The 26,942-nt window shown below is 63.3% G+C and carries 24 protein-coding genes; 10 read left to right on the top strand and 14 right to left on the bottom strand.

Annotated elements, in window-relative coordinates; all coding sequences use genetic code 11:
- Positions 1 to 14 precede the first annotated feature (14 nt).
- From nhaA to EU811_RS18755, 4 genes are all read right to left on the bottom strand, one after another.
- Positions 15 to 1,346, bottom strand: coding sequence for a Na+/H+ antiporter NhaA (nhaA, locus tag EU811_RS18770; RefSeq protein ID WP_142939825.1), 1,332 nt, complete (start codon positions 1,344 to 1,346; stop codon positions 15 to 17).
- A 157-nt stretch (positions 1,347 to 1,503) separates the two neighbouring features.
- The gene (locus EU811_RS18765; protein WP_142939824.1) at positions 1,504 to 1,725 is read right to left on the bottom strand and encodes an SCO4848 family membrane protein; all 222 of its coding nucleotides are present in this window, start codon (positions 1,723 to 1,725) and stop codon (positions 1,504 to 1,506) included.
- A 1-nt stretch (position 1,726) separates the two neighbouring features.
- Positions 1,727 to 2,224, bottom strand: coding sequence for a DUF2505 domain-containing protein (locus EU811_RS18760; RefSeq protein ID WP_142939823.1), 498 nt, complete (start codon positions 2,222 to 2,224; stop codon positions 1,727 to 1,729).
- Between the two features lie 47 nt (positions 2,225 to 2,271).
- The gene (locus tag EU811_RS18755; protein WP_142939822.1) at positions 2,272 to 3,798 is read right to left on the bottom strand and encodes an SDR family oxidoreductase; all 1,527 of its coding nucleotides are present in this window, start codon (positions 3,796 to 3,798) and stop codon (positions 2,272 to 2,274) included.
- A 109-nt stretch (positions 3,799 to 3,907) separates the two neighbouring features.
- Between EU811_RS18755 and mfd the strand changes: the two genes are divergently transcribed.
- Complete coding sequence (gene mfd / locus EU811_RS18750) at positions 3,908 to 7,540, top strand: transcription-repair coupling factor (protein WP_142939821.1); 3,633 nt, start codon at positions 3,908 to 3,910, stop codon at positions 7,538 to 7,540.
- 4 nt (positions 7,541 to 7,544) lie between these two features.
- Positions 7,545 to 8,354, top strand: coding sequence for a metal-dependent hydrolase (locus tag EU811_RS18745; protein ID WP_142939820.1), 810 nt, complete (start codon positions 7,545 to 7,547; stop codon positions 8,352 to 8,354).
- Between the two features lie 12 nt (positions 8,355 to 8,366).
- Here the strand turns inward: EU811_RS18745 and EU811_RS18740 are convergent, their stop codons facing one another.
- The 4 genes from EU811_RS18740 to EU811_RS18725 all read right to left on the bottom strand — a co-directional run bounded on the left by EU811_RS18740 (position 8,367) and on the right by EU811_RS18725 (position 11,506).
- Positions 8,367 to 9,314 (bottom strand): right-handed parallel beta-helix repeat-containing protein, encoded by a 948-nt coding sequence (locus tag EU811_RS18740; protein WP_160147662.1) that lies wholly within the window; start codon positions 9,312 to 9,314, stop codon positions 8,367 to 8,369.
- 198 nt (positions 9,315 to 9,512) lie between these two features.
- Entirely contained in the window at positions 9,513 to 9,740 is a 228-nt protein-coding gene (locus EU811_RS18735; protein WP_142939818.1) for a hypothetical protein, read from the bottom strand.
- Between the two features lie 52 nt (positions 9,741 to 9,792).
- Positions 9,793 to 10,485, bottom strand: coding sequence for a deoxyribose-phosphate aldolase (gene deoC / locus EU811_RS18730; protein ID WP_142939817.1), 693 nt, complete (start codon positions 10,483 to 10,485; stop codon positions 9,793 to 9,795).
- Positions 10,486 to 10,600: 115 nt separating this feature from the next.
- A complete protein-coding gene (locus tag EU811_RS18725; RefSeq protein ID WP_142939816.1) occupies positions 10,601 to 11,506 on the bottom strand; it encodes an FAD-dependent oxidoreductase in 906 nt (301 codons plus the stop codon).
- 207 nt (positions 11,507 to 11,713) lie between these two features.
- Here EU811_RS18725 and EU811_RS18720 point away from each other — a divergent pair, with 207 nt between their 5' ends.
- From EU811_RS18720 to EU811_RS18695, 6 genes are all read left to right on the top strand, one after another.
- Entirely contained in the window at positions 11,714 to 12,319 is a 606-nt protein-coding gene (locus EU811_RS18720) for a dihydrofolate reductase family protein (protein WP_142939815.1), read from the top strand.
- Positions 12,316 to 12,912, top strand: coding sequence for a hypothetical protein (locus tag EU811_RS18715; protein ID WP_142939814.1), 597 nt, complete (start codon positions 12,316 to 12,318; stop codon positions 12,910 to 12,912). Before EU811_RS18720 ends, EU811_RS18715 begins: the two co-directional genes overlap by 4 nt.
- Positions 12,913 to 13,176: 264 nt before the next feature.
- On the top strand, positions 13,177 to 13,608 hold the full coding sequence (locus tag EU811_RS18710; protein WP_142939813.1) for a LexA family protein: 432 nt from the start codon (positions 13,177 to 13,179) through the stop codon (positions 13,606 to 13,608).
- Positions 13,609 to 13,879: 271 nt separating this feature from the next.
- Positions 13,880 to 14,206, top strand: a complete 327-nt coding sequence (locus tag EU811_RS18705) for an ArsR/SmtB family transcription factor (RefSeq protein ID WP_142939812.1) — start codon at positions 13,880 to 13,882, stop codon at positions 14,204 to 14,206.
- Entirely contained in the window at positions 14,203 to 15,036 is an 834-nt protein-coding gene (locus EU811_RS18700) for a cation diffusion facilitator family transporter (protein ID WP_142939811.1), read from the top strand. Before EU811_RS18705 ends, EU811_RS18700 begins: the two co-directional genes overlap by 4 nt.
- The gene (locus EU811_RS18695) at positions 15,033 to 15,746 is read left to right on the top strand and encodes a DsbA family protein (protein WP_142939810.1); all 714 of its coding nucleotides are present in this window, start codon (positions 15,033 to 15,035) and stop codon (positions 15,744 to 15,746) included. Before EU811_RS18700 ends, EU811_RS18695 begins: the two co-directional genes overlap by 4 nt.
- 155 nt (positions 15,747 to 15,901) lie before the next feature.
- Here EU811_RS18695 and EU811_RS18690 read toward each other — a convergent pair whose 3' ends face one another.
- Positions 15,902 to 16,213: a thioredoxin family protein gene (locus EU811_RS18690; RefSeq protein ID WP_142939809.1), complete on the bottom strand. Its 312-nt coding sequence runs from the start codon at positions 16,211 to 16,213 to the stop codon at positions 15,902 to 15,904.
- A gap of 548 nt (positions 16,214 to 16,761) precedes the next feature.
- Here EU811_RS18690 and EU811_RS18685 point away from each other — a divergent pair.
- On the top strand, positions 16,762 to 18,060 hold the full coding sequence (locus EU811_RS18685) for a Y-family DNA polymerase (protein ID WP_142939808.1): 1,299 nt from the start codon (positions 16,762 to 16,764) through the stop codon (positions 18,058 to 18,060).
- Positions 18,061 to 18,088: 28 nt separating this feature from the next.
- Here the strand turns inward: EU811_RS18685 and EU811_RS18680 are convergent, their stop codons facing one another.
- From EU811_RS18680 to nirB, 3 genes are read right to left on the bottom strand one after another with little or no spacing between them, the layout of a single operon-like run.
- On the bottom strand, positions 18,089 to 19,246 hold the full coding sequence (locus EU811_RS18680; RefSeq protein WP_142939807.1) for a uroporphyrinogen-III synthase: 1,158 nt from the start codon (positions 19,244 to 19,246) through the stop codon (positions 18,089 to 18,091).
- Between the two features lie 12 nt (positions 19,247 to 19,258).
- The gene (gene cobA / locus EU811_RS18675; protein WP_142939806.1) at positions 19,259 to 20,293 is read right to left on the bottom strand and encodes a uroporphyrinogen-III C-methyltransferase; all 1,035 of its coding nucleotides are present in this window, start codon (positions 20,291 to 20,293) and stop codon (positions 19,259 to 19,261) included.
- 9 nt (positions 20,294 to 20,302) lie between these two features.
- Positions 20,303 to 22,933 (bottom strand): nitrite reductase large subunit NirB, encoded by a 2,631-nt coding sequence (gene nirB / locus EU811_RS18670; RefSeq protein WP_142939805.1) that lies wholly within the window; start codon positions 22,931 to 22,933, stop codon positions 20,303 to 20,305.
- A 282-nt stretch (positions 22,934 to 23,215) separates the two neighbouring features.
- Here nirB and nirD point away from each other — a divergent pair, with 282 nt between their 5' ends.
- Positions 23,216 to 23,578 carry a nitrite reductase small subunit NirD gene (gene nirD / locus EU811_RS18665; RefSeq protein ID WP_142939804.1) on the top strand — a complete coding sequence of 121 codons (363 nt, stop codon included), beginning with the start codon at positions 23,216 to 23,218 and terminating at the stop codon, positions 23,576 to 23,578.
- A 5-nt stretch (positions 23,579 to 23,583) separates the two neighbouring features.
- Here the strand turns inward: nirD and EU811_RS18660 are convergent, their stop codons facing one another.
- Both EU811_RS18660 and EU811_RS18655 read right to left on the bottom strand, forming a co-directional pair.
- The gene (locus EU811_RS18660) at positions 23,584 to 25,329 is read right to left on the bottom strand and encodes a phospho-sugar mutase (protein WP_142939803.1); all 1,746 of its coding nucleotides are present in this window, start codon (positions 25,327 to 25,329) and stop codon (positions 23,584 to 23,586) included.
- 102 nt (positions 25,330 to 25,431) lie between these two features.
- Positions 25,432 to 26,942, bottom strand: a 1,511-nt coding sequence (locus EU811_RS18655; protein WP_142939802.1) for a glycoside hydrolase family 32 protein, incomplete at its 5' end; no start/stop codon positions are given.

Below are 26,942 nucleotides of genomic sequence, written 5' to 3'. Positions count from 1 at the left end.
GGAGCACCTCCGCCTTAGGCGCGGGCAAAAGCGTCAGGTACGCCGTCGCCGTCGTCGTCCCGTTCTTCGTCTGCCTGCACTTGGCGGTAGCGCCGGTTGCGGGCCTTAAGCACGACGGCGGCCAGCAGCGCCGAGATCAAGGAGCCTGCCAGGATGGCCACTTTGGCGTGGTCGTTATGGGCGGAGCCGGCGCCGAAGCTCAATTCGCCGATCAGCAATGAGACCGTGAAGCCGATGCCGGCCAGCAGTGCCAGCCCGAAGAGGTCGATCCAGGCGATGCTGGAGTCCAGGCTTGCGCGCGTGGTTTTGGTGACCAGGAACGTGGTGCCGAAGACACCCACGGCCTTGCCCACCACCAATGCTGCAACAATCCCGAGCGCCACGGGATCCCTGAGGGCGGCTCCCATGCCGTCCAGTCCGCCCAAGGCCACGCCTGCGGAGAAGAACGCGAAGACAGGTACCGCAAAGCCTGCCGAGAAGGGGCGTAGTTTGTGTTCGAGGTGCTCGGCCAGGCCCTCTGCCGGTTCTCCCTTTTTGCCGCTGGCCAGGACGGGAACGGCGAAGCCCAACAGCACTCCGGCCACGGTGGCGTGGATACCGGAGGCGTGGACGAAGCCCCACGTGGCCAAAGCAAGGGGCAGCAAGAGGTACCAGCTGCGGATCCGCTTCTGCACAAGGAACGTGAAGAGGGCAAGCGGCACCAGGGCGGCCAAAAGCATGAGCGGCTGGAGCCCCGTGGAGTAGAAGAAGGCGATGATGCCGATGGCGATGAGGTCGTCCACCACGGCGAGCGTCAGCAGGAATGTCCGTAGTGCGGCGGGCAGGTGCGTGTTGATGACGGCCAGCACCGCGAGGGCGAAGGCGATGTCCGTGGCTGTGGGAATAGCCCAGCCTTTGAGCGTCTCTCCGGCTGTTCCCAGGTTGAAGAGGACGTAGATCAGGGCCGGCACCACCACGCCACCAACAGCAGCAGCGACGGGGACAACGGCTTTGGCAGGTTTACGGAGTTCCCCGGCCACGAATTCGCGTTTGAGTTCAAGTCCTGCCAGGAAGAAGAACACCGCCAGCAGGCCATCCGAAGCCCAGTGGCCAAGGCTCAATTCAAGATGCCAGGGTTCGTAGCCGATCTTGACGTCGCGGAGTGCGAAATAGCCGTTTGCTGCAGGGGAGTTCGCCCAGATGAGCGCCACCACGGTAGCTGCCAGAAGGAGTGCGCCGCCCACCGTTTCCGTACGGAGAATGGAGAGGATCCGGCGATATTCGGGGTACGTGGAGCGCGAGAAGACTTTGCTGGAGCTGCTGGAGTCGGGCTTGGGTGCTGCGGGCTGGCTCGATGGGTGGGGCACTGGGGCTCCTCAAGAGTGGGCGGGCATTCGCGGTACGGCAAAAGAACCGCCGACCAGACTTCCCGGCACACCACTACCCATCCTACCCAACTGAGTCGCAGTAGTGCGCGTTGTGAGCTCTCAGAACGCGCACTACTGCGACTCAGTTGGGTGAGGGTTAGGCGATCAGGCCCGCGATCCCTATGCCCGCCGTCGCGAGTCCGAGCACCATGGAGATGGTGACCAGCACAACGTGGACCGTGAGGAACTTGGTGGCCTTCCCGGCTGCATCGCGGGCGCGGGGGTCCTTCATGACGCGCTTGAGGAACTGCGGCCACACCACCAAGGACCAGACGCCGGCAACGATCAGGACGATCGCCAGGATTGCGGGAATCTCCACGCTAGTGGCTTTCGAGCCAGGCCTGAGCCTGCTGGGACTGGATTCCCAGGGCCTTGCCAACCATGGGCTCTGCGGCATCGGCGATCTTGCCACCGAGGAACGGAACCGAGGAGGTCACGTTGCCTTCAAGCTCGATCCGGGTGCTGCCGCCTTCGGCCACCAGACGCTGGACCGCAGAGACATCGAGCGGAGCGCCGGCGATCTTCAGGTCAATGGTGCTGGACCGTGAACCGTCGGCAGCCGGGGCTTCCCACTTCTCGGTCTGGGTGACCTTCAGCGTTTCGCCAACGAACTTGCGTGCGATGTCCGGCAGGCGCGTGGTGGGCAGCGTACGAACCGTGGTGGTGGTGAAAGCGCCGGCGGTGTCGCCGTCAACGGTGAACGATTCCAAGGAGCCGCCCACGTATTCGCTGGTGTGACGCAGGAAATCCTCGTTGACAAAGACTGCGGCTACGCGGTCAACGCTGTGGGGCAGGGTGGTGGATGCACTCAGGGCCATGGGTCCTCCGTGGATGGTTGTGGTGAAGCTTTTTAGCTCCCAACATCCTACGGTGTCTCGGTGGACACCCCGGAACCGGCCTCCTGAAGGGTAGTGGCCGCCGCAGAAATGTTGCGGGCCATGGAAGGGAAGATGAACCCATGGAAAGGATAAACGCCCAACCAGTAGAGCCTTCCTGCCAAACCGCGGGGGAAGAAGATGGCCCGTTGTTTGTAGAGGCTGCCGCTGCCGTCGGGCTCTACCGACAACTCAAGCCAAGCACCGCCGGGAGCCCGCATCTCGGCCCGTAAGCGCAGCAGGTGTCCACGGTCAATCGCCTCCACCCGCCACCAGTCCACTACCTCGCCCGTGTTCAGGGTCTTGGGATGCCTGCGTCCGCGCAAGAGCCCCGCACCGCCCTGCAACTTGTCCAGCCAGCCCCGGACCCGCCACGCCAAGGGAAGGGAATACCAGCCGTTCTTGCCGCCGATTCCCTCAATAATGGTCCAAACGTGTTCAGGCTTGGCTTCGCTGTGGAAGGTCCGTTCGTCCAGGAACACTTTGTACCCGGCCCAGTCGGGGTCGCTCGGCAGGGGATCAGCGTCAATGCCGGCGTTGGCCCACGTGGTCTCCACCTGTCCGTCCCGTTCCTTGCCCAGAGCCAAAGCGACGGCACGCCGGTAGGGCGTCAGGCCGCCGTCGGGCTGTGGAATGTAACGGTCGACGTCGTGCTCCCGCGACACCGCGTCATGCTGCAGCGACTGCACCAAGGGCAGGGACATGGACAACGGAATGGGAGTCACCAGCGCAACCCACAGGCCAGCGAGCTTGGGCGCGGGCACGGGGAGGGCGATCACCAGTCGCCGCGGGAGCCCACGCTCCACGGCGTACTTGTTCATCATGTCCTTGTATTTCAGGACGTCCCGGGACCCAATGTCGAAGGATCGGTTCAGTTTCTCCGGGATGGCAGCCGCAGCTACAAGGTAATGCAGGACGTCGCGGACGGCGATCGCCTCAACCCTGTTATTGACCCAGCTGGGCGCCGGCATGACCGGGAGCGTCTCTGCCAGGTGCCGGATCATCTCGAAAGAGGCCGAACCCGAACCGATGACCACACCGGCCTGGAACACGATGGAGTCAACCGCCGATTCAAGGAAAACCCGGCCTACGGTCTCCCGGGAACGCATATGGATGGAAAGATCCTCGTTCTCCGGGTGCAGTCCGCCCAGGTAGACAATCCTGTCCACACCCGCATCCGCGGCCGCTCCCGCCACGAGCTTCGCCATGGATTCTTCCTTGGCTTCAAATCCGCTGCCGGAGGCCATGGAGTGCACCAGGTAATAGAGCACATCCACGCCGGTCAGGGCAGCGGCCAGGCTATGGGCATCGGAAAGGCTGTCCTGGATGATCTCAACGTCGTCATGCCACGGAACATCGGCAATCTTCTGTGGCGTGCGGACAAGGACCTTGACCTTGTGGCCGGCTTCAAGGAGCCGGGGGACCAGTCGCCCGCCGATGTAGCCGGTGGCGCCTGTGACCAGTACTGTCTTGGTCTCCTGCGGGGTATTGGAATGCGTAGCTTCCGAAGGCTGCAATGGAACTCCTGTGGCTGGGGGTAGAGGTAGGCTGGAATGACCCGGCATTCATCTGAATTTCCGGGCATTTGTGTTGCCTGCCCTTGGACCCACCCTAGGAGTTTCTGCCATGAGCCTCAACGGTCTGCGCCGCGCACTGGCGGAGGACAAGACTTTTGCGCGCGTTCGCACGGAGGCGCAGCGGTCCTTCAGCGACCGGAACGCCGACTACCAGATCAGCGCCCCCCAAGGGATGCGCGCGGTGTTGCTCGCCGAAATGGCCGACGCCCTGGCTTCCGCTGGCGTCGACGGTGACAGTGCCCCCGTGGTCCTGGCAGTCACCGCAACCGGCCGTGAAGCCGAGGACCTCACCGCGGCGCTCGCCTCCTACCTCCCGGCAGAGTCCGTGGCCACCTTCCCCAGCTGGGAAACCCTTCCGCACGAGCGGCTTTCGCCACGCTCGGACACCGTTGGCCGCCGCCTCTCGGTCCTGCGCCGACTGACGCACCCGGAAAGCTCGACGGCGGCCCCCTTGCGTGTGGTGGTAGCCCCGGTTCGCGCCGTGGTCCAGCCGATTGTGGCCGGCCTGGGTGACTTGGTCCCCGTCACCTTGCAGGTGGGGCAGGAACGTTCCTTCACGGAAGTTGTCCGTGCCCTGTCCGATGCCGCGTATGCCCGCGTTGACATGGTGACGCACCGCGGCGAGTTCGCCGTCCGTGGCGGCATCCTTGACGTCTTCCCACCTACCGAGGACCACCCCATCCGCGTGGAGTTCTTCGGAGATGAAGTGGACCAGATGCGCTGGTTCGCCGTGGCAGACCAGCGCTCGCTGTCAGCACCTGGAATTCACCACCCCACTGAGCTCCACGCGCCCCCGTGCCGGGAGATCCTGATTACCGCGTCCGTGATGTCCCGTGCAGCCAAACTCAAGGCTGACATGCCTGCCGCGGCTGACATGCTGGAGAAGATCGCGGGCGGAATCGCTGTTGAAGGCATGGAATCGTTGGCACCTGTTCTGGTGGATGCCATGGTTCCGTTCGTGGACCAGCTACCGGCCGGCTCGCTGTCGGTGGTCATCGAACCGGAGAAGGTGCGCACCCGCGCGCACGACCTCGCAGCCACCAACGAGGAATTTCTGGAAGCTGCCTGGTCAACAGCGTCCGACGGCGGTGCGGCGCCCCTTGATCTCTCGTCCCAGGCCTCCACTGACTTGCACGCCGCCAGTTTCCGCTCGCTCACCGACACCCGCTCGGCCGCCCTGGAACACGGCGTGTCCTGGTGGTCCATCACCTCGCTCGCCTCGGACGAGGACCTGGTCCTGGACATCGATGTGCTCAACATGCGTGCCCGCGAACCTCGTGGCTACCAGGGGGACGTGGCCGAGATGCTGGAGTTTATCGGCTCCCGTGTGCGTGAGCAGTGGCGTGTGGTGGTGGTGACCGATGGTCCCGGGCCCGCCCAGCGTTTGGCGGAGCTGTTCCACGACGCCGAGATTCCCTGTTCCCGCGTTGACTCCCTGGATGAGGAACCCCAGCCGGGCATCATCGAGGTGACCACCGCCGCCGTCGGACGCGGTTTTGTCCTGGACGGCCTCAAACTTGGCCTGTTGACCGAAGCTGATTTGTTGGGCCGTGCCACGGCCAGTTCCACCAAGGACATGCGTCGTATGCCGTCCAAGCGGCGGAATGCCGTGGACCCGTTGCAGCTGCACGCCGGCGACTTCGTGGTGCACGAGCAGCACGGAATTGGCCGGTTCGTGGAACTGATCCAGCGCAAGGTGGCCGGAACGTCGTCCTCGGACGCCGGGCTGCGTGAGTACCTGGTGCTGGAGTACGCGCCGTCCAAGCGCGGCGCGCCGGGTGACCGGCTCTTCGTCCCCACCGATCAGCTGGATCAAGTGACCCGTTACGTTGGCGGAGATGCGCCGGCGTTGAGCAAGATGGGCGGCGCGGACTGGGCCAGCACCAAGTCCAAGGCACGCAAGGCCGTCAAGGAAATCGCCGGTGAGCTGATCCGCTTGTACTCGGCCCGCATGGCCTCCCGGGGTCACGCGTTCGCGGCCGATACTCCTTGGCAACGCGAGCTTGAAGAAGCCTTCCCGTATGTTGAAACGCCGGACCAGTTGACCACCATCAATGAGGTCAAGGCGGACATGGAGCGGGAGATCCCCATGGACCGTCTGGTTTCCGGCGATGTGGGCTACGGCAAGACCGAAATCGCCGTACGGGCAGCCTTCAAAGCTGTCCAGGACGGCAAGCAGGTGGCGGTCCTGGTGCCCACCACCCTGCTGGCGCAGCAGCACTACGAAACGTTTACCGAGCGCTTTTCCGGCTTCCCCCTGAGGGTAAAGCCGCTGTCCCGCTTCCAAAGCAGCAAGGAAGCCAAGGAAACAGCTGAAGGCGTCAAGAGCGGCGCCGTGGATGTGGTGATCGGCACCCACCGGCTTCTGTCCAAGGATTTTCAGTTCAAGGACCTGGGCCTGGTGATTGTTGACGAGGAGCAGCGCTTCGGTGTGGAGCACAAGGAAGCGCTCAAGAAAATGCGCACCAACGTGGATGTACTGGCCATGAGTGCCACGCCGATCCCGCGAACCCTGGAAATGTCGCTGACCGGTATTCGCGAAACATCCACGCTGGCCACCCCGCCGGAGGAACGCCACCCCGTGCTGACCTACGTGGGCCCGTACACCAACAAGCAGACCTCCGCCGCGATCCGCCGTGAACTCATGCGCGAAGGCCAGGTGTTCTTTGTCCACAACCGCGTCTCTTCCATTGAACGCATCGCCGCCCAGATCCGCGAACTGGTGCCCGAAGCCCGTGTGGAAGTAGCCCACGGGCAGATGTCGGAGAGCCGCCTTGAGAAGATCATCGTGGACTTCTGGGAAAAGCGTTTCGACGTCCTGGTCTGCACCACCATCATTGAGACCGGCTTGGATATCTCCAACGCCAACACCTTGATTGTGGACGGTGCTGACAAGTACGGCCTCTCGCAGCTCCACCAGCTCCGCGGCCGTGTTGGCCGTGGCCGGGAACGTGCCTACGCCTACTTCCTGTACCCCTCAGAGAAACCCTTGGGCGAGGTGGCGTTGGAGCGCCTCAAAGCGGTGGCCGCGCACAACGAGCTCGGTGCGGGCATGCAGTTGGCCATGAAGGACTTGGAAATCCGTGGAGCGGGCAACCTGCTGGGTGGCGAACAGTCCGGCCACATCCAGGGCGTGGGCTTCGACCTCTATATTCGCCTGGTGGGTGAGGCTGTTGCCGAGTACCGCGGCGAGGCCGAAGAGAAGGCCGCGGAGATGAAAATCGAGCTGCCTGTCAACGCCCACCTGCCGCACGACTACGTACCCGGCGAAAGGTTGCGCCTGGAGGCGTACCGGAAGCTGGCTTCCGCCATCACGTACGAGGCCATCGAGGAAGTCCTGGCGGAGCTTGTGGACCGCTACGGCGAGCCGCCGCTGCCTGCCCAAAACCTCATTGCCGTGGCGCGCTTCCGGGTAGGTGCCCGCGAAGCCGGCCTGTCCGACGTCGCACTTCAAGGCAACTTCATCCGCTTCTCGCCGGCGCAACTGCCCGAGTCCAAAACCATGCGCCTCAACCGCATGTATCCGGGCTCGCAGGTGAAGCCTGCCTTGGACGCGGTGCTGATTCCCAAGCCCAAGACCGCGAGGATCGGCGGACGGGACCTCCAGGACGCCGAGATCCTTCAGTGGGCCAACAACGTCATTGAAGCGATTTTCGCTGATGTACCCGTGAAGGCTGGCTAACTGCATGATGGGAGGACATCACGCCGCGTCGGGAGCCGCGGCGTGGATTGCCATTGCCTCAACAGGCCCGTACGCCTTGGGCTGGTACCCCTTGGATTCCACCGGAATTTTGATTGGCGCCATGGCGACGGCGGGAACTGCTTTGGTGGTGGACTGGGACCACCGCCACAGCACCATCGCCAATTCGCTGCCCCCGCTGTCCAACGTCATTGCGGTGGGGATCGAAAAAGCCAGCGGAGGACACCGGCAGGGGACGCACTCGCTACTGGGCGCCTCCGCGTTCGTGGTGCTCGCAGCCATGGCGGCCCAGTTCCAGATGGTGACCCCTGTAGGCAAGCTTTCCATCGGCGCGGGGTTGCTCTGCATGTTCATGATCAACCTGGCAGCCAAAGCCCTGAACCTGTTCCCGAAGTCAGGCTGGATCACCAACTGGCTCTTCGCTGTGGTGATGGCCGGCCTGGTGACCTGGTTCGCGCCGGATCAATGGGGCTGGCTGCCGCTGTCCATGCTCACCGGGGTGGTGGTGCACATCGTGGGGGACATGATCACCGTTGGCGGGGTGCCACTCCTATGGCCCATTGTCATCAAACCACCGAAGTTCCTGCGCAAATCCGTGATCCGGGGTATTTGGCGGCCGAATGGGGCCTTCTCCATCCCCTTGCTGGGACGGGCAGGTTCCCGACGTGAGTGGTTGGTCCTGATACCAGTCAGTGGCTACGCCATGGTGGGCATGGGCGTGGCCGCGTGGACTCTGGCTCAACAGCACTGGCCCGGCGTGCTGGCGGCTCTGGGCGGGGTAGTGCAATTGCCGTGACAGGCCGCTAAATCAGCAGCGTGTCCCATTGTTGGCCAGAACGTTCCCGGGCGCATCCTCAAGCATGATGGAGCCGGCGTGGCATGTGACGTTGTCCGTCACCACGATGTTCTCCAAATCGCCGTGGAAGTTGAGCCACGGGCCTTGAAGGTTGAAGAACTCGTTGTTCTTTACCGCAACGTCGCGGACCGCAGCGGCGCCGTCGTCGTAGTATCCGGTTTTGATTCCGTCCGGAGAACCCCAGAAACGGTTGCCGTCCACGGTGATGTTGTAGATCTCATGCGTCCCAACGGCCAATTGCAGGCCGGAGCCGTGCGATCCGCCGCGGACGTCGTTGTTTCGATACGTCACATCATGAACGGGTGCGCCGAGGGCCTGGGCCACGAGGCCGTCGTCGCCATCCGCCCCCTGCCGCTGGTCAACGGTGTTGCCCTCAACCAGGCCATGATGGGAATCGGTGATGTGAATGCCGTCCAGCTGATCGTAGCGGCCGCTGGTGGTCACCAGAGTGTTGTTGTTCCGGACGCAGAAATCGCTGCTGGCCACCACCGCGATTGAATAGGTGTAGGGATTGCGGGTGGTGACGCCCTCCACCAAGGCGTTGGTGGAGTGACGGACATCCACCAGGTACTCGTGCAGGCGTCCCGGGAGGTTGCCCTCCAATTCGTCACCATTTTGGTCTGCGGTGAGTTGGGCGATGGTTACGTTCTGTGCGCCATTGGTGGTGATCAGGGGGTGCCCACCGAACGGTCCCTCGAATTCCAGAAACTCCGGGCCCGCTTTCAGGACGGTTGCCGGTCCTGCTCCACGGAGGGTTACGTTGCTCTTGAGAATGAGAGGGCGCTCCAGGGTGAAGACACCTTTGGGGAGTTGGACGATCGCTCCGCCGCTCTTGGACGCTGTGTCTATGGCCTGCTGCAGGGACGTGGACGTGTCCTGAGGGTCCAGGTAGCCGTCCACCCTCCATTCTTGGACGCTGCCGGCCTTGCTTCCGTTGGTATGGCAGGGCCCGGGTTCTGCTCCCCGGGGTGCATCTAACTGACCCGGCGGTATGGGCCCACCGCAGCCTGTGAGAAGCACTGTGGCAGCCAGGGAAAGGGCCAGCAAAAAGGAATGGCCCAGGCAGGAGCCTGGGCCATTCAACGTCATGGGCAGCGCTTAGCTTTCGCCTGCGGAGTCAGAGCGGCCAAAAACGGTCTGCGGGATCCAGAAAGCCAGGGCAAACAGGCCGAGGCACACGGCCATCGGCCACGGGTTATCCAGCGTCAGGAAGGACAGGGAGTAGATGGCGCCCAGGAAGAGCGCGATCATGACCACGAACAGCACAATGCTCTGGACGAGACTATTCTCTTTTTCAATGGGGGCGCTTGTGGCGTTCTTGGACATTCATTCCTCCTCGGCCCCGCAGGGCTCAAAATCTCTGACGGCAGCGGAAGCCTTAGTAGGCAGATGAACCCTGTTCACCTTTGACAATGGCAATTCCGGAACTCGCTCCGATACGTGTTGCACCAGCAGCAATCATAGCCTGTGCATCAGCCAGGGACCGCACGCCACCGGAGGCTTTGACGCCCAGGTCCGGTCCCACGGTCTTGCGCATCAGTGCAACGTCTTCAACGGTTGCGCCGCCGCCATTGAATCCGGTGGAAGTCTTGACGAAGTCCGCCCCCGCTTCCACAGCCGCTTCGCAGGCGATCACCTTCTGCTCATCGCTCAGCATGGATGTTTCGATGATGACCTTCAGGATGGCTTCACCGGCGTGGACTACCTCGGACACGGCCCTGATGTCATCCACCAGCGCGCCTTTGTCATTAGCGCGGGCGGAGGCCATGTTGATCACCATGTCGATTTCATCCGCGCCGTCCAGCACGGCACCGCGGGCCTCAAAGGCCTTGACGTCGCTGGGGGTGGCGCCCAGGGGGAACCCGATCACCGAGCACGTGAGCACACCGGAACCCTTGAGGGCCTTGGTGACGGTTTTGACCCACACCGGGTTGACGCAGACTGACTTGAACTTGTAGTCGACGGCCTCCGCGCACACCTTGAGGACGTCAGCCTCACTGGCCTCAGGCTTCAACAGTGTGTGGTCAATGTAGGAGGCGATATTTGCAGAGGCGACGGCTTCGTTGCTCATGGGATCCTTCCGTGCAGGGCGTGGCCGGCCCGGTGGCCGCAGGGTTGTCACTGCCCGTCAAAGGACCATCTTGCCACATGCCCCAAGTGCCGCCCGGGCCGCCGCCGGCACAGGGTCAGGCGGCAATCAGCGTCTGCTGATCCTCTTTTCCCGCGCTGAGGAGCAGCCCGGAGGCGCACAGCATTGCAGAGGAATCGGCGGAGAGAAGCAGGCCCAAGCGGAGCCCGTCGCAGGACGCGGCATCGCCGATCGCCCAGATTCCCGGCACGGAGGTGGTGAGGTCGCGCCCCACTGAAATGCCGCCGTCGGAAGCTATTGTGAGTCCGGCGCTTTCGGCGAGATCGTTGCGGGCAGTGCGTTCCTCGGCCAGGACCACCAAGTCGCCCTTCATGCTGCTGCCATCTTCGAAGAGGATGCCGGTTGCCGGCAGTGCGGAACCTTGAGGACGGGCGTCGGGTCCGGTTCCGGCGTCAGTGCCCGGGAAAGGCACGACGGCGGTGGGGCGGAGGGTTGTGCGGACGGGGCGGACGCCGCGGGCCCGTAGCACGGCCTCAGCCTGGCCCGCTGCAGGACCGTTACCCACCAGGATTCCCAGCGGGCGGCGGCCCACCAACCGGGTGACGTCTTTGACCGCTTCGCCGATGGAAGCGGCGTCATCGATGGTGGAGTAGCTCAGGCCAGATTCGGCGCCTGCCACCGGCGGAAGGGCCGGGGCCGAGCCGGTGGCGATGACCAACTGGTCGTAGGAGAACTCCATGCCGTCCACGGTGGTGACGATCCTTGCGTCGGCGTCAATGAAGCTGGCCGCCTGGCCGAAGCGGACCGAGACCTGGGGGAGTTCGGCGAGTTCCAACAGGGCCTCAGGGCACTCGTCGCGGTTGCTGAGTACTGTGATGGTTCCCCGGAAGGCGCGCTGCCGGGAGTCGGACCCGCCGGCGAGTCGCCGCACCAAGGCCTGGGCCGCTGGGCCTGCGCCTGCAATGACGATGTGGAGGGAAGGTGCGGACGGGATGGCGGACATGTTTGGCCCTTTCGCTCATGTGACCTGCTGTTGTTCATCAGCGTAGGGGTCCGGTTTTTCGCGGGTGTTTCGCCGCTGTTGCCATCTAGGGCCTATCCGTAGCGTGGTGTTTACCGGCCGGTAATAACGTGCGTCACATGTGGGTTCCGCCGGGCCGGCTTCAAGGCCCGTCTGGAGCGGTGATAGTGCAGATGTAATGATGGACGCATGAGCCACGTCACGTGCGATCTGACTGTTTCCCTGGACGGATATGTTGCCGGTCCCAACCAGCGGCTGGAGGAACCGTTGGGCGACGGCGCAGAGTTCCTGCACAGATGGATGTTCGAGGAGCCGGAGGCGAACGCACCCGAGATTGAGGCGATCCTGGCGGCAGGTGCCTTCATCATGGGACGCAACATGTTCGCAGGACCCGGACCGGCGGCGTGGGATAAGGAATGGCGGGGTTGGTGGGGCGAGGAGCCGCCGTATCACGCCCCCGTATTCGTTCTGACCCACCATCGTCGCGAGCCGTTGGAGATGGAGGGCGGCACAACTTTTTACTTTGTGACCGACGGCATTGAATCGGCGTTGGCGCAGGCCCGGGAAGCGGCTGCGGACAAAGATGTAGCGATTGCCGGGGGAGCGCAGACAGCCCGCCAGTACCTTTCAGCCGGGCTCATGGACGAGTTGCGGCTGCACATTTCACCCATGATTCTTGGTGGCGGGGAGCGATTGCTCGACGACGTAGGGAACCTGACGCTTGAGCAGACCGGGGTGCGCGGGACCGGGTTGGTCACGCACGTACGGTATCGACCCAACATAATAGGGTCATGACCCGTTCCCTCCGAGCTGTGGCCAGGGCTGCCATGGTGGCCGTGATCGTTTCTTTCCTGACGGCATGCAACGCGCCGGCGCCACTGCCCGAACAGGACCCCCGATCCATTCCGCACGACGCGGACACCGGGCAGACCATTGCTGAAGCCCGCGAGGCCATCGACGCTATTCCCGGGATTTCCGTTACCGACTTTGCAGGCGGAGGCCCACCTAATGTGAAGGGCAACACCGGTTACGCGGTGGCGTTCGACATTGAGCCCGGGTACACCGTCACCTACGGCGACTTGCTCATCGACTACATCGTCCGCAACGTGTGGGCTGTGGGCGAGGGCTATATGCCCAATACACAGATCCAGATCTCTGCGAGCACCGCCGACCGCGAGCCATTCTTCGACCTCACAGCCGCAGCCGTGGGCTCTGCCTGGCTCAGCCCGCAAACTTCCACGCCCTCGGAGCACAACACCGTGATTATCCCGCTCAGTGCTGATGACCCGGAGGGGGCGCGGAACCTCTCCCTGTTCAAGAAAGACGGTTCCTGGCCGGGCGTCATACCGAAGCCTTTCTCCTATGACGTCACCGTCAAGAGTGGCTGATCCCACGCGACAGCCGCTCCGCGCATTAGAGGCCCCCGCGGCCGTGGTTTGCCTGAGTACAGGGCGTCGAGGACGCTAAGGTCGGCGCCGCTGACACTTGCCTTACCGCTGGCGCGTGACCTTGCGTGTCTGGCGGAACTCGGAACCACAGCACTACCGAGGACACCATGAACCTGAGGACCAGCTTCTCAACGCTGGTGGCAACAATGTCGGGGGTCCGCTGTACACTGAATTATCGAACATATATTCGAATAAAGGTGTGTTGTGGGCGTGATAGTCGGCCCCCGCGTGATAGATGCGGGCTTTTCCCTGATGTCAGTACTGTTGGCACCTATTCCTGTGGCGGCGGGATATCCCTCGCCTGCGCAGGACTATTTTGATGGCCGGATCGACCTCAATGAGCACCTGATCAAGGATGCCACCAGCACGTTCGTGGTGAGGGTGACGGGTCAGTCCATGGAGGGTGCCGGGATCAGTGACGGGGATGAGTTGATCGTTAACCGGGCACTGGAGCCCAAAGATGGGTCCGTCGTCGTTGCTGTCCTTGATGGTGAGTTGACCATCAAAAGGCTGCGCGTCACGCCGTCGGGAGTGGTGCTGCAGGCGGACAATCCCAAGTATCCGGACATTCGAGTGCCCGCGATGTCGGAGCTGACCATTTGGGGCGTCGCCACAACGTGCCTGCATCACATCTGACTGAATCCAGCCGGTGGGGCTTCGCACCCTCTGGGTCGCCAAAGCCCTCCCGGGCCTCTTCTTTCGCACGATGGTGACCGTCGTTGGAATCGCCGGAACATTCTCCCTGCTGGCGGACCTCCAAGTAGCTTTCCATCAAATGGACCCGCTTCTTCAGCCATGGGTGTTCGTCTGATTGGGCGTCGTAAGCGTGAAGACTGGCAGTCCGGGCGGGGTCGAAGAGCTTGAGTACAGAATTGCGTGAATACAGTCATCGATGTACTTTTTTCGTATGGAGACGCTCACTCACGCACCAGTTCTGGCCCGGTTCGGCTATGCGGTGTCGGACCCAACCCGCGCCCGGATCCTTCTGGCGCTCTCTGATGCCCCGTCCTATCCCTCGGATCTGGCAGATTCGTTGGGGGTCTCGAGGCAGAGCATGTCCAACCATCTGTCGTGCCTGCGGGGCTGTGGGCTCGTTGTGGCCGTTCCTGATGGGCGGCGGAGCCGGTATGAACTGGCAGATGCCAGGCTTGGTCACGCCATCAAAGACCTGATTGGTGTCGTCCTCGCCGTGGACCCGGCCTGGTGCGCCCCGGACGGGACGTGCCTGGTATGAGCGCGGTCCTCGAAGCTCCTGCCTCGGAGCGCCGGCTTGTCCTGATGCGTCGCATCCGCCTGTTCGCGGCCGCAACCATCACTTATAACGTCATCGAGGCGGTCGTGGCGCTCTGGGCCGGAGGGATCGCGGACTCTTCGGCGCTGATCGGCTTCGGACTGGACTCGGTTATCGAGGTTACTTCGGCTCTTGCGTTGTCCTGGCAGTTCTCCGCCAAGGACCCGGAGCGGCGTGAGCACCTGACGTTGCGGATCATTGCCATCTCCTTCTTCGCCCTGGCCGCGTTCGTGGCCGTGGACGCTGTCCGCTCACTGACCGGGGCGGGTGAGGCCCAGCACTCAACCCCGGGCATCGTTATCGCTGCGTTGAGTTTGGCGATCATGCCCGTGCTGTCGTGGGCACAGCGACGTGCCGGGCGGGAGCTCGGTTCCAGGACCGCCGTCGCCGATTCCAAGCAAACCCTGCTCTGCACCTACCTCTCCGCAGTTCTGCTGATCGGTCTGGTCCTGAACAGCACCCTGGGCTGGTGGTGGGCCGATGCCGGCGCGGCGCTGGTCATTGCCGGTATCGCCGTCCGCGAAGGTATCAACTCCTGGAAAGGCGAGGCTTGCTGCACTGTCCCGCACGCCGATCACGGCCACGCTGACGAAGATGATGACGACTGCTGCGCGCCCACTTCTGAGGCGTCACCAGTGTCCGCTCCGGTAGTCGTCGAACTCGCGCGCCCAGCCGCCGCAGAGCCAGCGGATACTTGCTGCGCAGGCTGCAGATCGGATGCCGTGGCGGAGCCTGTCAGTGTGAAGCTTGGATCAAAGCCGGCTGATCGATGAGCGCAGTCATTTCCGGCCGAAGGGTCCGCATCGCGATTTGGATCCTTCTCGGCGCGATAGTGGGTGCCGGCGTGATCTGGTACGCAGTGCTTACCGCCAACAAGCCGGCTCCGGCCGCCCCACTCGCGGCCACTGACGCCCAGCTCGTCAGGGAGAACAGTCACCGGGTCACGAGCCCGGCCATCGAGAAAGCCCAGCTGGTCGAGTTCCTGGACTTCGAGTGTGAATCCTGCCGCGCCGCTGAACCCTTGGTGGAGGAACTGAAGAAGGAATACGGGGACCGGATCACGTTCGTCCACCGCTACTTCCCGTTGCCCGGCCACCGGAACTCCTGGACCGCCGCGCTGGCTGTGGAAGCCGCCGCGCAGCAGGGAAAGTACCAGGAGATGGCCTCCAAACTCTTCGCAACCCAACCCGATTGGGGCGAAAAGCGCGACTCCCAAGCGGCTCTGTTCAGGACGTCCGCGCAGGAACTCGGTTTGGACCTGGCGCAGTACGATGCCGCGATCGCCGACCAAGCAACCAAAGACCGGATCAGCCACGACGTCGCCGACGGCAAAGCCCTCGGCGTGACCGGCACCCCTACGTTCTTCCTGAACGGAAAGAAACTCACCCTGAACACCGAAGCCCAATTCCGGCAGCTCCTCGACGAAGCCGTGCGGTCGGAGTCGGGGTCGGAAACACCAGCCGGCGGCGAAGCTAAGGGCTGAGGGGCTGTGACATCAGCGTTGGTTGGGGATGTCCCGTCGGAGCCGTAGCGCGACCCATAGACCGCAGCGACGGCATATGTAGGGTGGGTTCGGAGCCGAGAGCGTGGAGTTTGCTGCGTTGCATCGTTCTGCCGCAGCACGAGCAGGTCGCGGTGTCAGATTCCACTGTTCGTCAGCGCTTCTGCTAGCTGATCGACAGTCGGTAGGCCGGCAAAGCCATCCGGAGTCATGTAGATACGGCAGGCCAGCTCGCTTGCGGGCGCGCCCGCTGGGAAGATGTCGGTTCCGTTCAGGGTGATCGTCGGCGAGCCGGCGAATCCGGTGTTCTCGGTATCTGTCGCTGACTTCAGTACCCGAAGGTGAACTTCAACGTCGCCGCGGCCCACGCAGCTCAGGGCCTCTTTGAGACGCTCGTAGGCTTTGACTGTGTTGGGGCACCCATCAATGTGCAGCAATTCCAATCTCATAGGACCATTGTCTCCGTCATCCCGCGTGCTGCGGTAGGGCCGCTCTGGACCCGTGCGTTGCCGGGGAACAGGGTCCCCCGAGTCTCAGGGTGCTGGACGTTTGTGGGCCTGTTTCTGGCGGCCCGCCCGACACCGTGACGTACCAGCGGGAGCCTGTCAGTCTGTGAAGCCCGGTGAGACGGGTAAGGACTGCCGGTGGGAGTTGTGGCGAGAGGAGTCGAAACTGAGGACATCTTGGTTGCGTTCAGGCAGTGTCCCGTGGGCCACGGGGAAGGACCGGAGCCGCCGGGTGGCCGCGTCCCAGCCGAGCGAATCCAGGCCATCAGGGGTCACCGTTACATGCCCTTCCTTGAGTTCGCGCAAGAGCTACTTGGATTTCCGTACCTCTGGCATCCTGCCTGATCGGACTTTTCCACAGTCCGGTGGGCGGGATGTTTTCTTGTCGGGGCCCGAGGGTACAGTAGAAGCATTCGAATATATGTTCGAATCAACGGCGTGTCCTGCACTGAAACGGGGGCGCGCATGCTATCACCAAGCCAGGGAGTGGAATGTCCAAGCCAGCGCTCATGCACCGCATGCAGGAGATTGCCCATGTGGATATCAACTGCTTCTACGCCTCGGCGGAGCGTGCCTTCAACCCAGCGTTGGAGGGCAAACCGTTGATTGTCCTGTCCAACAACGACGGCTGCGCCGTGACCAGATCGCCGGAGGCCAAGAAACTGGGGATCGGGCTGGGGGAGCCGTGGTTCAAGCTTGCGCCGCGTGCCAAGGAATGGGGGCTCATAGCACTCTCAAGCAACTACGAACTGTACGGAGACATCAGCTCGCGCGTCATGGAGCTCCTGGCCCGGTACTCAGCATGGCAGGAGGTGTACTCCATTGATGAGGCGTTCCTGGGAGTGAAGGGGCAACCTGAAGACCTGTGGGAATTGGGGCGCACCATCAAGGTTGCGTGCCAACGGCACGTGGGGGTTCCAGTTTGCGTAGGTATCGCGCGCACCAAGACACTGGCCAAGCTCGCCAACAAATGGGCCAAGCATAATCCGGCCTTCAACGGTGTGTGCCGTTGGGACTCCATCCCCGAGGCCCAACGCGAAACACTCATGGCGCGGCTCTCCGTGATCGAGATCTGGGGTGTGGCCAGCAGGCTCACGAAACGCCTGAATGCGATGGGGATCTTCTCTATCTTGGACCTGGTCCGGGCCGACCCTGTGGCGTTGAGGGATAAATTCTCCATCGTCATGATGCGCACTGTCTTGGAACTGCAAGGCACGCCCTGCATCCCCATGGAGGAAGAACGAATCGGGCGGGACCAACTGATTTTCTCCCGGTCTTTCTCCACGCCGATCACCACGGCCGCGGAGTTACGTCAGGTGCTCAGCGTCTACGGTCAGATGGCCAGTGCCAGGCTGGCCAAGCACGATCTTCAGGCCAAGTTGCTGACTGCCTTTGCTGCAACATCGGTCTACAACCCCAACGACAAATCGTTCCCCACTGTCAACGTCAAACTACCTATGCCAACCTCGGACCCCGTTCTGCTGACCAAGGCCGCACACGCTCTGGTTCCCAGGATCCAAGAAGGCGTTAGGTACGCCAAAGCCGGGATCATGGTCACTGACCTTCGCCCCAGCGGCAATCAGAAACCATTGGAAATCTTCGAGAACCCGCATGAAGAGCGGGGCATAGGCCCCTTGCTGGAGCAAGTCAGCAAGCGGTATGGCCGGGGCTCCATCGGTTTGGGCCATGCGGGCATCAAGGGCGGCCCGGACTGGTCCATGAAACGGGACATGCTCAGCCCCCGCTACACCACCAACTGGGACGAACTTCCCCTGGTGAAGGCGGCCTAGCGTGGTAGGGAAAACCGTGGCAGGAGACCTAAGCCCGCAACCGGTAACCGCGCTTCACCACGGTTTCCACGAGCTTGCCGTCCGGAAGGGAGGACCGCAGCCGGCTCACCGTCATGTCCAGGGCGTGCACAGAGCCGCGCAGGTCCAACAAATCAGAGAGAGCCTCCCGGGACAGTACAGCTCCACCCGCACCCAGCAGCGCTCGTAACAGCAGCAGGGGAGCCGGTGCAAGGTCCACCACCTCGCCGTTAATCCGCAAGCAGCGTCCGCGCAATTCGATGGTGGCGCTCTTTGTTTCCAAACGCCGTACGTGGTTCAACGAGAGATGTTCGGTCACCAGCCTGATCAGCGCACCCATGCGGTACCGGTCGGGAATCAGTGGCGTCAGCCCGGCGTCGACCAGCGGTTGTGCGGTGACCGGCCCAACGGCCGCAACAGTTACCGGACCCTTCAGGGCTTCGATGAGCTGGCGGTAGAGGCCCATTTCGTGGGCGGTGCTCCACATCGCATCCACGGCGGGGGCGCTGGTGAACGTCAGGACGTCGAGGTTGCCACCCACCACGGCTTCGATCAGCCGCGGCAGCTTGTCTTCGCCGTCGGGCTTAACCCAGCGGTACGGGGTCACGGTCAGGACCGTGGCGCCGGACATGCGGAGCCGTTCCAACTGGCGGACGTCGGTGTACCCGTGCAGCTGCACAGCGACGGTCTTGTTGCGAACGCCTTCGGCCAGCAGCATGTCCACCAGAGTCGCGGTGGTTTCGTCACTGCTGATTCCGACGTCGGCAAGACCGGCCGCCCGCACGGCGCCGCGGGCTTTGGGGCCACGGACGAACATGCGGCACGCGGACAGCGTTTCCAGGAGTTGCTCGCCGATGCCGAAAGAATCTGCGGCTTCACACCAGCGGCGCATCCCGTATGCCGTGGTGGCGATGCAGATGTCCGGTTTAGCCGCGATGATGGTGCGGGTGTCCTCAATGAGGACCATATCCTCCTGCACCGGGGCGATCTTCAAAGCCGGGGCGTGCAGCACGCTCGCGCCGCGACGCTCCAGGGCCTCAATGAGGTCCCGGGAGCGGCGGTGCGAGGTGACGCCAATGCGGAAACCGTCCAGCGGCGCTTCTACGGCTTCGGAAGCTTCCGGCGCGGCCGTAGCGTCCTGGACTTCGATGGCATGTGCAACAGTCATGGGTTCTTACCTTCAGGCTTCAAGGAGCGAAGCCGCGAGTCGGCTCAGTTCAGCGGATGCTTCGGCATGGTTCCGGTTGGCTTCAGCAACGCGGACCACCTCGCCGATGACCAGTACGGCCGGGTTGCTGCAGCCGGTGGCCGCCGTTTCGATGGTACCGAGGTCCGCGATGGTGGTGCGCTGCCCCGGGCGGTAGCCACGTTCCACCACCGCCATGGGCATGTCCGGCCTCATCCCTGCCCGGCGAAGACCAGCGGCCAGCTGCGGCAGGGTACCGATGCCCATGAGGACCACGATCGTCCCGCCGAGGCCGGCAAGATGGGTGTGTTCCTTCTCGGTCAAGGGGGCATGGCCGGAGACCACGGTGAACATGTGGCTCACTTCGCGGTGTGTCACTGGAATGCCGGCTGCGGCGGGCACGGAGATCGCGCTGGTGACGCCGGAGATGACCCGGACGGGAACACCGGCTGCAACACAGGCCGCCACTTCCTCGCCACCACGGCCAAAAACGTACGGGTCCCCGCCCTTGAGCCGGACAACGTTCTTGCCCAGCAGTGCAGCGTCCACCATGAGCTTTTCAATGTCCCGCTGAGTTACTTTATGGAGCCCGGGCTGCTTTCCCACGTCCACGAGTTCTGCAGAGGTCAGATCGGCCAGCTCCTGGTAGGGAGCGAGCCGGTCATAAAAGACGACGTCGGCATCGCGCAGTGCGTCCACGGCACCCACGGTGAGCAGGTCCAAGGCCCCAGGGCCCCCACCCACCAGGGTCACATGGCCTTCGGCTCCGGGAGCAGGCTCAAACGCAACGGGAACCCCGGCGTCGCGGCAGCGTTCCACCAACGGCAGCCAGCCGGCCCCGCCGTCGTCCACTACGGCCACCAAGAAAGGGCGCTCGGGCAGCTGGCCGTCACCTGACATGCCTTCGGGGGAGCTGAGCCGGTACACGTTGGCGCCGGCCTTTTGGTAGCGGCGGACTGCTTGACGGGCCGATTGTTCATTTCCCGTGACCAGGACGTCGCGGCCGGTGAGATCAATGGTGAGCTGCATGGTGAACCCCTAGTTTTCTACGCCGACGGTTTCGCTGCGGACCGGGATGGTGGAAGCGATGAGCACGCCGCCCTTTTCCTCGTTGGTGGCCGGACGGATCTGGCCGCGCTCCGGTACGAAGGAAATGGACTCGTCTTTCTGGTTGGGGGCGTTGACGAAAGAACGGAAACGGCGGAGGCGCTCCGGGTCCTTCAGGGTCTCGGCCCACTCGTCCTCATAGGTGTCGATGTGCTTGGCCATCGCCGCCTCAAGCTCTTCAGCGATGCCCAGGGAGTCGTTGACCACTACTTCTTCGACGTGCTTGATGCCGCCGTCCAGTTCTTCCTGCCAGCGTGCGGTGCGCTGGAGTCGGTCTGCGGTGCGAATGTAGTACATGAGGTAGCGGTCGATGTACTTCAGCAGGGTTTCGTCGTCCAGGTCCTTGGCCAACAGCTGGGCGTGGGCCGGGGTGGCGCCACCGTTACCGCCTACATACAGGTTCCAACCATCGGCCGTGGCAATGACACCAACATCCTTGCCACGGGCTTCTGCACATTCACGGGCGCAACCGGAGACGCCCATCTTCAGCTTGTGCGGGCTGCGGAGGCCACGGTAACGCAGCTCCAGCGCGATGGCCATGGCCACCGAATCCTGCACACCAAACCGGCACCAGGTGGAACCAACACAGGACTTAACCGTGCGAAGACTCTTGCCGTAGGCCTGACCGGATTCGAAACCGGCATCCACCAGTTCCTTCCAAATGTCCGGAAGCTGCTCAAGGCGGGCACCGAACATGTCGATACGCTGGCCGCCGGTGATCTTGGTGTAGAGGTTGTACTTCTCAGCGACGGCGGCGATGACGCCCAGGCCCTTCGGCGTGATCTCGCCACCGGCGATGCGGGGGACCACCGAATAGGTGCCGTCCTTCTGCATGTTCGCCAGGGCGCGGTCATTGGTGTCCTGCAGCGCACCGCGGCCGGCGTCCAGGACGTACGCGGAGTGCTGGCTGGCCAGGATGGAGGCGATGGTGGGCTTGCAGATATCGCAACCGGCGCCCGTGCCATACTTGGCCATGATGTCTTCGAAGGACGTGAGCTCCAGGACGCGGATGGCGTCGAAGAGTTCCTGGCGGGAGAGGCTGATGTGCTCACAGAGGGCCTTGGAGACCTCGATGCCGGACTTCTTCAGTTCGCCTTCAAGGAGCTTCTTGAGCATGGGAACGCACGAGCCACACTGCGTGCCGGCCCGGGTGCAGCCCTTCAACTCGCCGAGTTCCTGCACGGGGGAGTTGCCCTCACAGGCACCGCAGCCATTGATGGTGTCGCGAATGGTTCCGGCGGCCACGTTGTTGCAGGAGCAGAGGATGGCATCGTCCGGAAGCTCGGTCTCCGGAGCCTCGCCACCACCGGCAGCGCTCAGGTAGGCGCCCGGCTCGGCGGACAGTTCGCGGCCCAGAAGCGGGCGAAGACTCATGTACGGGGAAGCGTCGCCCACGAAGATGCCGCCCAGGAGCGTCTTTGCATCATCGGTGGTGACAATCTTCTGGTAAACGCCACGAGCGGGGTCCGCGTACACGATTTCCAGGGAGTGCTCGGTCCGGGCAAACGCGTCCCCGAAGCTGGCCACGTCCACACCGGACAATTTGAGCTTGGTGGCGGTATCAAAGCCGGGGAACGTTGCTTCGCCACCGTGCAGGCGGTCGGCCACGATCTCAGCCATGGTGTTGGCAGGAGCAACAAGTCCCAGGCACATGCCCTCAAAGTTGGCTACTTCACCGATGGCCCAAATGCCGGCCACTTCGGTGGCACAGAAATCATTGATGACAACGCCGCCGCGCTGGCCCAGGCTGAACAGCTGCTCTTCGCCTTCTGCTGCGCGGAAGAGATCGTCGCGAGGCTTGACGCCGATAGCCACGATTACCAAGTCCGCCTCAATGGTGCGGCCGTCAGCCATCAAGACTCCGGTGACATTGCCGTCGTCGTCCGTCAATACCTCGGAGGGGAAGACGCCGCCGTGGACTTCAAAGCCCTTCGCTTCGATCAACCGGCCCAGTGCCTGCCCCGCACCTTCATCCAGCTGGGTGTTCATGAGCCAGGGCGAGCCGTTGATGACAATGGGAGTGGCGCCGAGCTGCTCCGTGCCAGCCGCAGATTCCAGGCCCAGGAGACCGCCGCCGATGGTCACGGCGTTGACCTTACGGCCCAGCTTCCCGCTCAGTTCGGCGATGGCCTTATTGATGGCCCACACGTCCTCAAGTGTCCGGTAAACGTGCGTGTGCTCTGCGCCCGGGATAGGGAGTCGGGCTGCGTCAGAACCTGTAGCCACCACCAGGTGGTCGTACTCATACTTGTTGCCGGCGGCGGTGAGGACACTCTTGGCGACCGAATCGATCTTCACGGCGCGCTCGCCGGTGACCAGGGTCAGGGCCTCATGGTCCCACATGGACGCGTTGCCCAGGGTGAGGTCTACATCGGTTTCCGTCAGTGCCTTGCTCAGCGCCACACGGTCGTAGGGGAGGTGCGCCTCTTCGGTCAGCACCGTAACCTGCCAACCTTCAAGACCGCGATTGAACATGGCATCGGCGAAACGGTGGGCAGCGGGGCCGCCGCCGACGACGACGACGCGGCGCGGGTTCTCTGTACTTGAAGTGTGTCCGGTCACTGGTGGGCCTTTCGCAGATGTTGCATACGGATCTGTCGCAACTTGTGCTTCCAGCCTAGGGACGGGCAGTTTCGCTTCAGTTTCCCTTATGTTTCGTGATCTTAACTTCTGCATCACGAACGCATTTCATCAGGTGTGAGGTCTCTTTTACGCATTGGACACATACACGGACAACCGATGAAACACCGTGGTCTTAGCTTGGAGGAGTGGCCGCAAGTGTGGCCCGGTCCGGGGGAATGACGGTGAAAATACCAGCACCCGGACACTGTGAGAGGGGCTGAAATGACCGTAATTCTGGACCGTGCCGAGGACCTGACCACCACCGCCGCCTGGCACCGTGTTTGCGCGGTGGACGAACTCGAACTGGCTTGGGGCGAAGCCGCGCTGATCGCCGGACGTCAGGTTGCGTTGTTCCGCACAGCACCCACCGAAGTCTTCGCCGTAGCGCAGCAGGATCCGGCGACGCTCGCCAACGTTATGGCCCGCGGAATCATCGGATCCCGCGGAACCCGGCCCACCATCGCATCGCCGCTGCACAAAGAGGTCTACGACCTCGAAACCGGCGAATGCTTCACCAACCCCGAACTCAAGCTCGACGCGTTCGCCACCCGTTTGGTGGATGGTTTTATTGAGGTTGAACTCTAGGAGTTTTACAAACCCAATGCTTCGCTGACGTCCCTGAGAACATCATCCAGGGACGTTCGCGCTGCTTGGCGCGCGGCGGCAAGTTCCGCCGCGGACTCCACAGCCTGGATGACTTCCAGGTAACACTTGAGCTTGGGCTCCGTGCCGCTGGGACGAATAATGACGCGGCTCTGGTCCCTTGTGAGGTACAGCAGCCCGTCCGTGGGAGGCAGGGCTTCGCTTCCTTCGGCAAGATCGGTGAAAACCTCGACCGCGGACCCCCCGAACGCTTCCGGCGGGTTAACCCGCAGGCGATTCATCATGGCGTCCAAAAGCCCCAGATCCGCCACCCGGATGCTGAGCTGGTCGCTCGCATGGAGCCCGTGAACCAGGTAGAGGTCGTCCAGCGTGTCGAAGATCGTTTTGCCCTCGGCCTTTGCTGCCGCTGCCAGTTCCGCAATCAACACTGCCGCCGAGATGCCGTCCTTGTCGCGCACCAAATCCGGCGCCACGCAGTATCCCAGGGCTTCCTCGTACCCGTAGCTGAGTCCGGGAACCCTTGAAATCCACTTGAAGCCCGTGAGCGTCTCCTCGTGGGCGTACCCTGCTGCGGCCGCGATGCGCGAGAGTAGCCGGGAGGACACGATCGAGTTAGCGAACACGCCCGTCTGCGGCTCATCGCCGGCAGCGGCAGCCATGCGCGCCACCACGTGCGCGCCCAGCAGCGCTCCCACTTCGTCGCCGCGGAGCATCCGCCAGGCTCCCGTGGAGGGATCCAGCGCAGCAACAGCGGCCCGATCGGCGTCGGGGTCGTTGGCCAAAACAATATCTGCACCTGATTCTGCAGCCGCGGCGAGGGCCAGGTCCAGGGCGCCGGGCTCCTCCGGATTGGGGAACGCGACGGTGGGGAAATCCGGGTCCGGCTCGGCTTGCTCGGCCACCAGCGTGACGTCGGTGAACCCTGCGGCGTGGAGGACGGAGACAGCCGTTTCACCGCCGACACCGTGCATGGGTGTGAGGATGATTTTGAGGTCCCGGGCCGGGAAATGGTCCCGATCCACCAAAGCGGCCACGGCGTCTTCATACTCGGCGGCGATGGACATGGGCAGCACGGTCCAGCCGTCTTCTGCCAGCGTGATCGAATCCAATGCACCTACAGCCTCGATCTTGGCTGCGATCTCCGTGTCGTATGGCGCCACGATCTGCGAACCGCGTCCGCTTTCGGTCACGGCGTGCCGTCCGAGGTAGACCTTGTAACCGTTGTCTTGCGGCGGGTTGTGACTGGCGGTGACCATCACGCCGCCGTCGCACTTCAGTGACCGGACCGCGTAGGCGAGCAACGGCGTCGGAAGTGCTGCCGGCATGAGGAAGGTCTCGATGCCTGCTGCTGTAAAGATTGCTGCGGTTTCCTGGGCGAAGATGTCCGAGTTGTAGCGGGCATCGAAGCCGACGACGGCGCGAGGCCGGGTGCCTGGCGCCGCTGCGGCTATGGTCTCGGTGAGGAAAGCGGCGAGGCCTGCCGCTGCCCGGCGGACGACGACGCGGTTCATCCGGTTGGGGCCGGGACCGAGCGCTGCCCGTAGGCCGGCAGTGCCGAACTGCAGGGTGCCGTTGAAGCTGTCGCCCAGTTCCTGCGCTGCTCCCGCATCACCGCTCTCGGCGAGCTCGGCCAGCTCGACGAGAGCAGCCGCCGTCGCCGGGTCCGGGTCTTGGGAAGCCCATTGGCGGGCGTCGGTGATCAGCTGTTCGAATGCGGCATCGCTGGATGTCATAGGGTCAAAACTATCCTCAATGAGACCTTAGCGGGCAACGAGGTACAGGATCCCGCCCCAATGAGTGGTCGTAAAGGGTGAGATCCCGCCCCTCAGCGGAGTTCAAAGAGATCGGGAAGTAATGGTGAAGTCCGTGTCGCCGCCCGTGCTGAACACCGAGGTGGCCGCACTATCCCAGTCCGGGAAGAACGTGTCAGAAAGAGCCACGTCGCCACCCTCGGCGAAGACTTCCACGGAGGATAAGTCCAGGAGGATGGTGAGATGGACCTTGTTGCCGGGGGAGGGCAGCGCCACTTCATGAAACGGGCTGAACTTAGGGGAGAAGTTAGTGGTCCCGGCCTGTGAACGGTCCACCCTCACAGTCCCACTCTCCTTGTTATAGGAGACGCGCAGCCCGGACTCGGAGCCTGGTGAGTGCCGGAGGAGAACGCCTGCCTCGCGCGCCGACGTCAGGTCCATGTCCAGCTCGATCAACTGGGTGCGCCGGTGGAAGTCCTGGCCGAGGTCCTTGACTGCGGAGCCGACGGTGAGGTTTTTGCTCTTCACTTCACCGGCGCGTTCCATCGTTCCCCGGGCCACTCCGGCTATGGAGGATCGCAACTCAAACCTCTTCCCGCCCCGAACCAGGGTGAGTTCACGGGGAATCGCCATGGAACCGCGCCACGGTGTGGTGGGCACGTCCTGGGCATAGTCCCAGTTGCCCATCCACCCCAGGAGTACGGGTTTGTCCCCGGGTGCCCCGGAAATGGAGTTTGCGGCATAGTAGTCGGCGCCGTGGTCCAGCCACTGGGATTCGTCGAGCGGCGCGTCGGGAGCGGCCGCATCCTCGGCGGTAAAGCGTGTCCCATCGAATTCGCCCACGAAGTACTGCATGCCCGAGCCGCCTGCAATGCCGCCGGGGTTGATGCTCAGCAGCATGACCCACTTCTTGGCAGTGGAGTCCTCCACATCCATGTGCAGGAGTTCGGGTACTTCCCAGAGCCCTCCCTGTGCGCCGACGCCGGAGAAATCGCTCAGGTACTCCCAGCGGAGGAGGTTGGTGGACTTGAACAATTTCACTACCTGGGCGTCGGCCACCACGGTGGTCATTACCCAGTAGCGGCCTGGCTCGTACCAAGTGATTTTGGGGTCACGGAAGTTGTTGTTGGTGGGTGTCAGGTTCAGGACCGGGTTTCCCTGGTACTTCTGCCAGGTCATGCCGTTGTCCACGCTGAACGCCACCGACTGGGCCTGCGCGCCTTGGGGCAGCACGCCGTTCTTGCCGTAGGCGCTGGTGTAGAGGGCCACCATGGGTGGATTCTCCGCCGACCCGAGTCCCGAGGCGTTGTTCTTGTCCATCACGATGCAGCCGGAGAAGATCTCTTCCTCCGGGCTTGCCTCCATGGCTACGGGTTGCTGCTCCCAATGGACCAGATCAGTGCTGGTGGAGTGGCCCCAGGACATATTGCCCCACGAGTTTCCGCGGGGGTTGTACTGGTAAAACGCGTGATAGGTACCGTCGTGATAAACGAGGCCGTTGGGGTCGTTGAGCCAGTTCTTTTCAGCCGTCAGGTGGGCCACGGGCCGCCACGGATCCGACGCGGACGGGCGGGGCCCGCCCGTCCGCGTCGGAT

The sequence above is a fragment of the Arthrobacter sp. TS-15 genome, assembly GCF_006964045.1.
GTDB lineage: Bacteria > Actinomycetota > Actinomycetes > Actinomycetales > Micrococcaceae > Arthrobacter.
Note: the sequence above shows the minus strand (reverse complement) of the source record. Positions and strands in the feature narration are given on the sequence as shown.